The organism is Nostoc sp., from assembly GCF_036917155.1.
Lineage (GTDB): Bacteria > Cyanobacteriota > Cyanobacteriia > Cyanobacteriales > Nostocaceae > Nostoc.
The window spans coordinates 159879-171521 of record NZ_JBALDZ010000079.1; the positions used below are offsets into that span (position 1 = coordinate 159879).

12 protein-coding genes and 1 pseudogene are annotated in these 11643 nt (G+C 43.5%); 10 read left to right on the plus strand and 3 right to left on the minus strand.

The window, feature by feature from the left end; all coding sequences use genetic code 11:
- Positions 1 to 295: 295 nt before the first annotated feature.
- Together V7K67_RS12045 and folE are read left to right on the plus strand one after the other, a co-directional pair.
- Positions 296 to 1021 carry an SDR family oxidoreductase gene (locus V7K67_RS12045; protein WP_334729366.1) on the plus strand — a complete coding sequence of 242 codons (726 nt, stop codon included), beginning with the start codon at positions 296 to 298 and terminating at the stop codon, positions 1019 to 1021.
- A gap of 100 nt (positions 1022 to 1121) precedes the next feature.
- Entirely contained in the window at positions 1122 to 1829 is a 708-nt protein-coding gene (gene folE, locus V7K67_RS12050) for a GTP cyclohydrolase I FolE (protein WP_334708081.1), read from the plus strand.
- Positions 1830 to 1933: 104 nt separating this feature from the next.
- Here folE and V7K67_RS12055 read toward each other — a convergent pair whose 3' ends face one another.
- The gene (locus V7K67_RS12055) at positions 1934 to 2569 is read right to left on the minus strand and encodes a phosphoribosylanthranilate isomerase (RefSeq protein ID WP_335166704.1); all 636 of its coding nucleotides are present in this window, start codon (positions 2567 to 2569) and stop codon (positions 1934 to 1936) included.
- A 122-nt stretch (positions 2570 to 2691) separates the two neighbouring features.
- On the opposite strand from V7K67_RS12055, the gene psaK reads away from it, so the two are divergent.
- On the plus strand, positions 2692 to 2946 hold the full coding sequence (gene psaK / locus V7K67_RS12060; protein WP_179065198.1) for a photosystem I reaction center subunit PsaK: 255 nt from the start codon (positions 2692 to 2694) through the stop codon (positions 2944 to 2946).
- A 332-nt stretch (positions 2947 to 3278) separates the two neighbouring features.
- On the opposite strand, the pseudogene tnpA reads toward psaK, so the two are convergent.
- Positions 3279 to 3573, minus strand: a pseudogene (tnpA, locus tag V7K67_RS12065) (IS200/IS605 family transposase); the annotation flags it as partial.
- A 206-nt stretch (positions 3574 to 3779) separates the two neighbouring features.
- Between tnpA and V7K67_RS12070 the strand changes: the two are divergent.
- The 3 genes from V7K67_RS12070 (at position 3780) to V7K67_RS12080 (ending at position 7853) form a co-directional block, all read left to right on the plus strand.
- Complete coding sequence (locus V7K67_RS12070; RefSeq protein ID WP_334729345.1) at positions 3780 to 4976, plus strand: site-2 protease family protein; 1197 nt, start codon at positions 3780 to 3782, stop codon at positions 4974 to 4976.
- A gap of 470 nt (positions 4977 to 5446) precedes the next feature.
- A complete protein-coding gene (gene der, locus V7K67_RS12075) occupies positions 5447 to 6817 on the plus strand; it encodes a ribosome biogenesis GTPase Der (protein WP_179065196.1) in 1371 nt (456 codons plus the stop codon).
- A gap of 118 nt (positions 6818 to 6935) precedes the next feature.
- Positions 6936 to 7853, plus strand: a complete 918-nt coding sequence (locus V7K67_RS12080) for an energy-coupling factor transporter transmembrane component T family protein (RefSeq protein WP_334729346.1) — start codon at positions 6936 to 6938, stop codon at positions 7851 to 7853.
- Positions 7854 to 8205: 352 nt separating this feature from the next.
- On the opposite strand, the gene V7K67_RS12085 is transcribed toward V7K67_RS12080, so the two are convergent.
- Positions 8206 to 8334 (minus strand): hypothetical protein, encoded by a 129-nt coding sequence (locus V7K67_RS12085; RefSeq protein ID WP_335166706.1) that lies wholly within the window; start codon positions 8332 to 8334, stop codon positions 8206 to 8208.
- A gap of 412 nt (positions 8335 to 8746) precedes the next feature.
- Here V7K67_RS12085 and pipX point away from each other — a divergent pair, with 412 nt between their 5' ends.
- From pipX to proC, 4 genes are all read left to right on the plus strand, one after another.
- Complete coding sequence (pipX, locus tag V7K67_RS12090; RefSeq protein ID WP_069068710.1) at positions 8747 to 9025, plus strand: transcriptional coactivator PipX; 279 nt, start codon at positions 8747 to 8749, stop codon at positions 9023 to 9025.
- Positions 9022 to 9690 carry a YggS family pyridoxal phosphate-dependent enzyme gene (locus V7K67_RS12095; protein WP_334729349.1) on the plus strand — a complete coding sequence of 223 codons (669 nt, stop codon included), beginning with the start codon at positions 9022 to 9024 and terminating at the stop codon, positions 9688 to 9690. The genes pipX and V7K67_RS12095 overlap by 4 nt, the downstream gene beginning before the upstream one ends.
- A gap of 367 nt (positions 9691 to 10057) precedes the next feature.
- A complete protein-coding gene (locus V7K67_RS12100) occupies positions 10058 to 10663 on the plus strand; it encodes a cell division protein SepF (RefSeq protein WP_335166708.1) in 606 nt (201 codons plus the stop codon).
- A 147-nt stretch (positions 10664 to 10810) separates the two neighbouring features.
- On the plus strand, positions 10811 to 11629 hold the full coding sequence (gene proC, locus V7K67_RS12105) for a pyrroline-5-carboxylate reductase (RefSeq protein ID WP_335166710.1): 819 nt from the start codon (positions 10811 to 10813) through the stop codon (positions 11627 to 11629).
- The last annotated feature ends 14 nt before the right edge of the window (positions 11630 to 11643 follow it).

Here is an 11643-nt window from a genome sequence, read left to right on the forward strand (position 1 = left end):
GATTTTTAACAATCTAGCCATAGGCATTTGCATGTTTGGCAAATCTACTCAATCTGATTGAGTGGGTTTTGTATTGTGTAAATAATCTAATTTAAATGTAGGGCTTGGTTTTCCAGGCAATGGTTTGTTGTATTCACTGGTAAAACCCACAATATGGGTACTATTGTGCTGCATCATAGCATCTGCTTAATGGAAATCATCAGATTTTTAGATTCCTTTAATCTATCCAAACCGAGAAGTGTAAATAATTGGATGGTAATAAGTTTTGGGAACTGCCAAAAAATTGGGAGACACCATGAGTGTTGAGCAAAAACGACGCGCCCTGATTACTGGGGCAAGTAGTGGAATTGGGAAAGCAACGGCTTTAGCCTTTGCAAAAGCGGGAATAGATATTGCCTTAGTCAGCCGTTCTTTGGATAAGTTGGAGGCGGTAAGAGAAGCCGTAGAGCATACTGGGGTGGAAGCGAAAGCTTACGCTGTAGATTTAGCGCGGATCTCCGAAGTCAAAGACAAGATCCAAGCGATCGCCCTTAACTTTGGTGATATAGACATTCTGGTAAACAATGCTGGCATCGCCTATACAGCCACTTTGAGCAAAACTCCCCTAGAAGACTGGCAGCAGGTAATTAACTTGAATCTTACCAGCGTGTTTCAGTGCATTGTGGGGATTTTACCTTCAATGCGCGATCGCGGCACAGGCACAATTATTAACGTCGCCTCAATTGCCGCCAAGCAACCCTTTCCTGGTTGGGGAGCATACAGCGTCAGCAAGGCTGGTTTGATAGCCCTCTCTCAAACCCTGGCACAAGAAGAACGCACCCACGGCATTCGTGTCACAGCTATCTGTCCCGGCGCAGTCAATACTGAACTTTGGGATACAGAAACAGTCCATGTTAACTTAGACCGTTCCAAAATGTTAACCCCGGAAATTGTGGCTCAATCAATTCTTTACACTGTTCTGTTACCACAACAGGCAGTTATTGATGAATTGACCTTGATGCCCAGCGCTGGCGCACTCTAATTGCGAAGTTAGAAGTTAGGAGTTAGGAATTATAATTTTTAACTCATAACTCATAACTCATAACTCATAACTAAATTCAAACCATAACCAAGACTGAATCATGACTATTGCTAGTTCCAACGGTTCCAATTGCTCTCAATCACCTCTGATTCCCGACTTGGCAGAAGCCATATCTCCTAGACCCGATCGCAATACTCATAACGGGCGAAAAGCGGATGTGTTCCCGCCAAAAGAGGAACAACTTGAGGAAATGAAGGATGCCGTGCGAGCAATAATATTGGGCGTTGGCGAAGATCCTGAACGCGAAGGACTCCTGAAAACACCCAAACGAGTAGCCGAGGCAATGCGGTTTCTTACCAGTGGCTACAACCAATCTCTTGAAGAACTCGTTAACGATGCCATCTTTGATGAAGGGCATAGCGAGATGGTACTAGTTAGAGATATTAATTTCTTTAGTTTGTGCGAACACCACATGCTGCCATTTATGGGTAGAGCGCACGTTGCTTATATCCCCAACCAAAAAGTTGTCGGACTGAGTAAGCTAGCCCGGATTGTTGAGATGTATTCTCGCCGCTTGCAAGTGCAGGAGAGGTTAACCCGCCAAATTGCCGAAGCAATCCAGACTATCCTAGAACCTCAAGGCGTAGCCGTTGTGATGGAAGCTAGCCACATGTGCATGGTGATGAGGGGCGTCCAAAAACCAGGTTCTTGGACTGTCACTAGCGCAATGGTTGGCGTATTCCAAGAGGATCACAAAACCCGCGAAGAATTTTTTAACTTGATTCGCCACCAAGCGGCATTTTTTTAATAAAAGGGGATTGGGAACTGGGGACTGGGGATTGGGGAAGATGAGGGGGATGAGGAGGAGGAATGATAATTATTTGTTTGCTTCCCCCTACTCCCTCATCTCCCTCATCTCCCCCTACTCTCCAATTTCTCAAACAACTTGGCTACTTTATCTAAATCCTTATCTCCAGGTGTCCGTTCCACACCACTAGATAAATCAATGCCGCTAGGATTAAGCTGACTTAGGGCTTCCAAAATATTATCGGCTGTTAGTCCTCCTGCTAAAAACCAAGGACAACTAGGGCTAAATTGTTCTAGGATTGTCCAATCTAAAGTTTTGCCTGTACCACCCAGTTGTTGTGGATGGTAAGCATCAAGTAATAAAGTATCTACGTATTTTGTGTAATCAGCCGCAGTCTCTAGATGCTCAAGACTACGAATTCTCAGTGCTTTAATAATTTCGACATTGGGCAAAGCTTGACGTACTTGGTCGCAAAAACTTGCTGATTCATCTCCGTGTAACTGCACACCAGTCAACCCAGAATCAAAAACTATCTGACTAATTTCAGAGATACTAGCGTTGGCAAAAACCCCAATTGTGTCAATATTTGCCGGGAGTTCTGCCACTGCTGCCCGAATTTGGGATGTAGTCACGTAACGAGGTGAAATGGGCACACAAATAAATCCTAGTGCCATTGCGCCCAGAGAGGCGATCGCTATAGACTGTTGTGGTTGAGTAATGCCGCAAATCTTAACGCGCATGAAAATCTAACAAATTTAAACTAATTATCAAAAAAGTCTAAACTATCTAAAAAACTTTTGGGCCTTGTAATTTTATAATCTTGTAGGTCTACGTTAACTTTTCTATTCAGGAGACAAAAGCATTGATTTCCTCTATTTTATTAGCAGTAGTTGCATCTGTTCCTGCAACACCTGTGTGGAATCCCACAGTCGGCATCATCATCAGCGTCAGCAGCTTAGTAATAGTTTTACTAAGTACTAAGATTGAGAAACCCCTAGTTGGCCCCAAGTTCCCTATTCTGCCAATTAGTATTCCAACATTCGCTGCTGCTATGGCTTTTGGTCATATTATCGGTATTGGCATCGTTTTAGGATTGACTAACATCGGTCGTCTGTAGTTTTGTGATGACAGAGGTGTTACTTGTAACCCCGCGAACAATACACAACTCCTAAAAACGATTCTGGGCAGGGGCAGTAGGGAGTGAAGAAGGGAATAGGTTACAGGTTACAGGGTACAGATTATTCCTTATCACCTGTTACCTGTCACCTCTCCCCTAACCCCCATACCCCATACCCAATGCTTAACTTTAGAGTTTTGCTCACCAAATTTGAGATTTTAAACTTTGGATAATGAAATTGAACGTATCGCGGCAGTCACTACCCTCAATGTACTCATAGGGTAGGGATCGGAGCGGGTTATTGGAACGAAGTGAAAATAACCAATCCATATTTATTCAGTTGGCGCGTCTTGCTCTTTAATATATTTCCTAAGTTTATCAATCGGTGCGCCACCACTTGAAGCAACATAATACGAGCTAGACCAAAACAGAGGTTTCCAATAAAACTTTTGAATATGCTCCTTAAATTCTTTACGAATAATCCTACTACTAGCAGATTTTAGACTCTTATGTAAAATCAGAAATATTGTTATCTGGATGGTAATCTACCAACAAATGAACATGGTCTTGTTCACCTGAGAACTCTATTAAAATGCAATTAGTTTTAATGCAAATATTTGCAAAAACGTCCTCCGACTTAATTGCTGAGGTCAATCTAAAATCTAAAATCTAAAATCCAAAATTGTTTGATATGCATTAATTGTCTATTCTAGAAATAAGAGCATTACCTCACTCGGCACTACCGAATTGATGCTCAATATAAATGTATGTACGAATATGCATAGTATCTCAGTATAAAAAGTACTGCCGATATCTAGTTATAGGACAATATAATGCAAACAAATTGGAGAATTGGGTCATTATTTGGAATTCCCCTGTTTTTAGACCCTTTATGGTTTGTGATTTTAGGGTTGGCAACCCTCAATTTTGGGGTAGCTTATCAAGAATGGGGAAATATTATCGCTTGGAGTGCTGGAATCGTAATGGCACTGCTGCTATTTGGTTCGGTGCTGTTACATGAGTTGGGTCACAGCTTGGTAGCCCGATCGCAAGGCATTAGAGTTAATTCAATTACCTTATTTATGTTTGGCGGGATTGCTGCTATTGAAGAAGAATCTAAAACTCCTTTCAAAGCTTTTCAAGTAGCGATCGCTGGCCCCTTAGTGAGTATCATCCTATTTTTCCTGCTTCGTCTAGCCGTTATTGTGATCCCTGATACTAATCCCCTCAGTGTCATGGTTGGAGATTTGGCGAGGATTAATTTGGTGGTGGCTCTATTTAACCTGATTCCTGGCTTGCCTCTAGATGGGGGACAAGTATTAAAAGCAGCACTATGGCAAATCACAGGTAATCGTTTTCAAGCCGTACACTGGGCTGCAAAAGCGGGGCAAATATTGGGTTATGGTGCGATCGCTTTAGGGTTTGTTGTAGATTTTGTCACTAGAGAGTTAGTAGTTGGCTTGTGGATTGCGTTGTTAGGTTGGTTTGCTGTCCGCAACGCCAACAACTATGACAATATGACTACATTGCAAGAAAGCCTACTCAAAGTCGTGGCGGCCGATGCGATGACCCGTGATTTTCGTGTCATTGATGCTGACCAGACATTGCGTTCCTTTGCCGATTTATATCTCTTAGAAACCTCTCCCTCACAGGTTTATTTTGCTGCTTCTGATGGACGTTACCGGGGTCTAGTTTCCATTGACGATTTCCGTTTAACCCAAAGGGGTGAATGGGAAACCCAAACCTTACACAGCATAGTGCATCCGCTGACAGAAATACCCAGCGTTGCAGAATCAACATCCATCGCTGAGGTAATTAACAAGCTAGAAAATGAGCAGTTACCTAGAATTACCGTACTTTCTCCCGCTGGTGCCGTAGCTGGTGTAATTGATCGGGGGGATATTGTGCGATCGCTAGCACAAAAGTTAAATTTGCAGATCACCGATGCTGAAATTAAGCGCATCAAATCAGAAGGTAGCTATCCACCAGGGTTGCAACTGGGAGTAATCGCAAAATCGACTATAAATTAAACGTCATACACTCGTCATAGGTTTGCAATAGATACGTCAAAAGCGTGTGTGATATTTAATTTGGTATTTGGTTACAAAATGCTTTTTTTGGGTAAAAGGTAGGACTTCCTACCTTTTTTATTTTTAATCAATAGGTGGGCATTGAGCATTGGAATCCAACCAAATCTTACTCATCTTTATCTTTCCTAAGTAAGTCGGTGAGAAAAATTCAATGTATATGAAGAAATATAAATTAGCTGTCGGGTGTGTTATGCCCTTATAGCAACGCACCTGGGCTTGTTGACGGTGCGGCACTTGGCGACAACACACCCGACATTAAAATTCCTTAACATAGCTGGAAACATTAGCACCGACTTACTTAGTCCCCAGTCCCCAATCCCCAATCCCCAAAAATTAAATTAAAACTTCCAGTTTAAAGTGAGTAAAATGTAAGGGCGTGATATACTACACCTCTCACTTACCCTGGTTTTATGGCACTGCCAATTGTTGCAATTATCGGACGCCCAAATGTGGGCAAATCCACCCTGGTTAATCGACTCGCCGGGGAACAAACGGCGATTGTCCATGATGAACCGGGAGTGACACGCGATCGCACTTATCTACCAGCTTTCTGGAATGGTCGCGAGTTTTTAGTGGTAGACACTGGTGGTTTAGTTTTTAATGATGATACCGAATTTTTACCACTGATTCGCCAACAGGCAATGACAGCCCTTGCAGAAGCCTGTGGCGCTATTTTTGTTGTCGATGGTCAAACAGGCCCCACCTCGGCAGATTTAGAAATCGCCGAATGGATGCGCCAACAACGCGTACCTGTGCTATTAGCTGTAAACAAATGTGAATCCCCAGAACAGGGCTTAATGCAAGCTGCCGAATTTTGGGAATTGGGATTGGGTGAACCTTACCCCATCTCCGCGATTCATGGCAGTGGTACAGGAGAGTTACTCGACGAGTTAGTTAATCACATCCCTGCTATTGAAGACATCCCAGACACGAATGAAATCAAAGTAGCAATTGTGGGACGGCCGAATGTCGGCAAATCAAGCTTACTCAATTCTTTTGTTGGCGAAGAAAGGGCAATTGTCAGCCCCATTTCTGGCACTACCCGTGATGCCATTGATACTGTCATTGAACGAGCCGGACAAACCTACCGCTTGATTGATACTGCCGGCATTCGCAAAAAGAAACACATCGAATACGGCACAGAATTCTTTAGTATTAACCGCGCTTTCAAAGCGATTCGTCGCGCTGACGTGGTTTTATTAGTAATAGACGCCGTAGATGGAGTCACCGAGCAAGACCAAAAATTAGCTGGGCGGATTATCGAAGAAGGTCGAGCCTGCATCATCGTCGTTAATAAGTGGGATGCTGTCGAAAAAGACTCTTACACAATCTACGACTACGAAAAAACTCTGCAATCAAGGTTACATTTTACCGAATGGGCAGAAACAATCTTTGTGAGTGCCTTGTCAGGGCAACGAGTAGAAAAGATTTTAGAATTGGTGAAAACGGCGGCTGAATCACACAAACGCCGTGTCAGCACATCAGTAATTAACGAAGTCTTAACAGATGCCGTCAGTTGGCATTCACCGCCAGCATCTCGTGGTGGGCGTCAGGGCAAGATTTATTATGGTACACAAGTCAGTAGCCAACCACCAACGATCGCTCTATTTGTCAACGACTCGAAACGCTTCAACGACAACTACCGCCGCTACATTGAACGGCAATTTCGTCAACAGCTAGGATTTAAAGGCACACCAATTATTTTACTGTGGCGGAGCAAAAAAGTCCGTGATGCCGAAAGTGGTAATGTTAATAGAGCAACTCGCGTCAAAATAAGTTAGGAATAGAGACGCGATGAATCGCGTCTGTACAAGAGAGAGGCGGTTAATCGCGTTTGTACAAGAGTTATGAGTTAAAGTCAAAACTCCTAACTCCTCATTCCTCATTCCTAACTCTAAAATGGATTTATTGCGATCGCTGCCACTTGGACTTTATTTAGAACAACCCCAAACTTGGCTGCATAAAATCGATCCGCGAGTCAAGTTCGCCTGGTTAATGAGCTTTTTAACAAGCTATATTTTAGCCAACAACAATTGGCGGGTACTGCTGGTGGTACTATTGATTCTTGCAACCTTGATTGCGAAAATTCCTCGACGCGTATGGCAGCAGCAAATGGGTTGGCTATTAATGCTATCGTTTTTTGTATTAGCGATCGCAGCCATCAGTCCTGATGGACTGGGTGTAGATTATCAGTCACGCCTACCAGCTAATGAACAAATATTAACCCAGCAAGCATTCTCTAATAATATTCAAGAGCCAGCAGCCGAGAAAAAAGCATACAGCTACGTGCTATTTCACAAAGGCCCGGTTAAAGTGACTCGCTACTCATTGAGTTTGGCAGTACGCCTGAGTACCCTGATCTTTACCGTCATTTACAGCACCAACCTCTATCTGCTGACAACCGCACCAGAAGAAATCACATCTGGCATAGAAAGCTTAATGCAACCCTTGCGACGCTTCAAGTTGCCTGTCACAGAAATTGCTTTAACTTTAACCTTGTCCTTGCGCTTTATCCCCTTGGTTTTAGAAGAAGTGCAAAATTTATTTCGCTCCGTGATGACAAGGGCAATTAATTGGAAAAAGCTGGGATTAAAAGGAGCATTCAAGGTTTGGATGACAGTCGCAGAGAGACTTTTAGAAAATCTCCTCTTACGAGCCGATCAAATGGCAAATGCCATGATGGTACGGGGTTTTACCAGTCCCAATGAGCATCGAGTCCAGTGGCACGACTTACGATTAAAAGGGCGTGACTGGCTGGCGATCGCAATTTTAATCTTATTCTGGGGAATCCGACTAGCTATAGGAACTCAGGCGTAATTTTGCACCGATAAAATGGTAAGAGGTAATACAGCAGAATTCAGAATTCAGAAGTCAGAATGGGCTACGCCCCGCTGCGCTAACAGGAGTCATAATTAAATCGCCGTCTCTACCAAAGACTAATTATTGTAGAGACGGCGATTCATCGCGTCTTGCCTTAACCGAACAGTATTGAGCTATAGGTAACAATATGGTAGGGCAATTTGAATAGCTACCCAACCATAAAATTGATCCCCTACCATTTCCTGTAGATTTTAGATATTAACCAGCCCTACTCGAACACTACAAACTCATCTCAATATTTTTGATCGAGTACCCTTATGAATCTCTGCACAATGCCCAAGCACAAATTTCACCACTGAAAATACTGGATAATCAATAGACTTTTTGCATAAATAATATTTTTATTTCCAGTACCCAGTACCCAGTACCCAGTACCCAATCCCCAATCCCAAATCCCCAATCCCCAATTTTGTGCCATTCCGCGACAGTTGTGGCAGTATGGAAAGAAGTTGAAAAATTCGTCGTTGCCGTTGGGAACTTCAAAGGGTGTTTTTCCTTCCTACGTCGAACTTTCAACAAGAGGATCGGGAATATTTTGTGCCTTGTCCCCACAGATTGGTAAATCGAACTCACCAAAGCAGATGGTGATATTTGTCGAACAGCCTCTACTCTTTGAATCTACGCTTCGCGGCTTCTGTTGTACCATTGCGCTTCACTACCACTAGCTTCATCTGCCCATTAGGAACTAGATCAAGGTCTTCGTAACCGCAGTTTCGCATTTTAACCAAATATTCTGACGAATGTTGGTATTATCGTCTGAATGTTTGGAATTTACTGCGAAAAGATATATATACTTCCAACTTCCACCTTGACTATACCTTGACTCTTAAATGAATCCAGAAAACGCAGAAACTTACATAAACCATCCAACTTGGGGTTTACTCTACAAAATCTGTATGGTTGATGAAAACCAGGATTTGTTCACCACACTTTATGCCCAGCGCTTATTCTTTTTGGTGGCAAATGACGTTAAAGGTGTCAAATTCCAGTCTCTAGGACGTACTGAGGCCAGAATGATGTTGGAAAATCGCTTACGTACCCTGCGACGCAGTGGGCATTCTCAGGAGTACGATCAGCTTCAGAGTGTTTTCCAGCGCACCTTCCAATGAACAGTTCGATTTCCGAACGTATTGTTACTATTTGCTCCTCACTGCCAACGTCAGTCAAACTGATTGCTGTTAGCAAGCAAGTTTCTGCCCAGGCCATTCGGTCTGCATACAACGCAGGAATTCGTGATTTTGGGGAAAGTCGTATCCAAGAAGCTGCCAGCAAACAAGCCGAGTTGCAAGACTTACCGGATATTACCTGGCACTTTATTGGACATTTACAAGGCAATAAAGCCAAAAAAGCCATTGAGCAATTCCCTTGGATTCACTCCGTAGATAATTTGAAGCTGGCACAGCGCTTAGACCAATTGGCGCAACAGCTAGGAGTGAGTCCCCAGGTTTGCCTGCAAGTGAAAATTCTCCCCGATCCCAGCAAGTCTGGTTGGAGTGTGCCAGAACTTTTAGCTGATTTACCCACACTGAATCAATACAAAAGTTTACAAATTCAAGGTTTGATGACAATTCCGCCTTCAGGATTAAATGATTCCGAAATTCTCAGTGTGTTTAATCGCAATCGTGAGCTAGCCAAAGAAATCCAGGAGCAAAACTGGTCGCATATTAAAATACAGCACCTATCTATGGGTATGTCAGGCGACTACGAACTGGCAGTGCAAGCAGGCGCAACGATGGTACGATTAGGAACAATCTTGTTTGGCGATCGCTATTAGCCAATTAATTATCAGCCTTACAAGGCAGTATTAATAGAAGCTAAGGATTTGTTGACAAGAATTTTCTCACAGACTGGTGCAATCCGAAACAAAGGATATAGTATTGACAAGAGCAATCGCCAAGGGAAAATAGGGTATAAAGAAGTTTCCTTCGGATAAACCTTAGGATATAATCTTGACTCGTTATTATGTTTAGGCGATGCACAGACCTTTCCAATAAGTGTCAGTTCATCGCCAAAACCCGTAGTATGGGCTACAACTAGCAATACACTTGCTGAAGTATCCACCGATGTAGCGGTCGCTCCTAGCTCAACTAATCCTCAGCCAAGTCAATACAGGCTATTCGCACCAGGAGAGTACACACACAATGAACAACATTTTTTCCAAACTCAGAGACTTTGTAGGTCTAAATGAGCAAGTGGAATACGAGTATTACGAAGAAGAACCAGAAACAGATAATAATAATTACCAAAATCTGTATCAGCAAGAAAATCCCCAACCAGCACCACAAGAAAGCACAGCCGCTCAAAATCGACGCTGGCGGGAACCAGTGCCTACAATGGGAGATGATATGACAGCAGGTCAAAAGCCAATGGGGAATGTGATTGGTATGCCAGGAGCAATTAACGGAATTTCGGAAGTTTTAGTACTCGAACCACGCACCTTTGAAGAAATGCCCCAGGCAATTCAAGCGCTGCGCGAACGCAAGTCAGTGGTATTAAATCTGACAATCATGGACCCAGATCAAGCTCAACGAGCAGTAGATTTTGTTGCAGGTGGTACTTACGCACTAGATGGACATCAAGAGCGCATCGGTGAGAGCATCTTTTTGTTTACGCCAAGCTGTGTCCAAGTTAGTACCCAAGGTGGCGTTCTTCATGAAGTACCACAACCACCAGCACGTCCATCTCGCCCGACTACAGGTACTCCAAATCAAACCTGGGGCAACGAAACTAATCGGATGGCACAATAAAGTTAAATTAGTATTTAGTCCTTTGTCCTTTGTCCTACCCTACGGGAAGCCGCTGGCGCGTCTATGTCATTTGTCCTGGGTTTTGCTCATGGTGACAAATGACAAACGACTAATGACTAATGACCAATGACTAATGACCAATGACTAATGACTATAAAATTTGGCTTAATTGGTGGTGGGGTAATGGGAGAAGCGCTCTTATCCCGCCTTATCGCGCGTGGAATTTATCAATCATCAGAAGTCATAGTTAGCGAACCGCTATCTTCACGCTTAGATTTTTTAAAACAGCAGTACGATGTTGCTGTGACTACAGATAATAGCCAGGTTTTCACGGAAGCAAAAGAAGTTCTCTTTTTGGCAGTGAAACCGCAGGTATTTAGCGCGATCACTCAAGAATTAGCAGATATTGATATTCTTAATAGAGAACATTCACCCCTAATCATTTCTATTTTGGCGGGTGTGCCCTTAAGTCAGCTAGAAGCTGCATTTGTGCAATTGCCAGTGATTAGAGCAATGCCCAATACCCCGGCCACTGTGGGAGCAGGAGTTACCGCAATTTGTTCAGGTGCATATACCAATGCCAAGCATCACCAAATAGCACAGCAAGTTTTTTCTGCTGTAGGTGAGGTGGTGGAAGTGTCAGAAGCGCTGATGGATGCAGTTACAGGCCTATCTGGTAGCGGCCCTGCTTACGTGGCACTGTTAGTAGAAGCACTTGCAGATGGTGGAGTCGCCGCAGGTTTACCTAGAGCAATTGCCAATCAACTAGCCTTGCAAACCGTACTAGGAACAGCAAAACTGTTGCAGGAAACTAAAATGCACCCAGCAGAACTCAAAGATCGTGTTACCAGCCCCGGCGGTACAACCATCGCCGGGATTGCCAAGCTAGAACAAGCAGGATTTCGTTCCGCTTTAATTGAAGCAGTCAAAGCTGCCACAGAGCGATCGCAAGAGCTGGGAAAATAAAGTGAGGAGTTAGG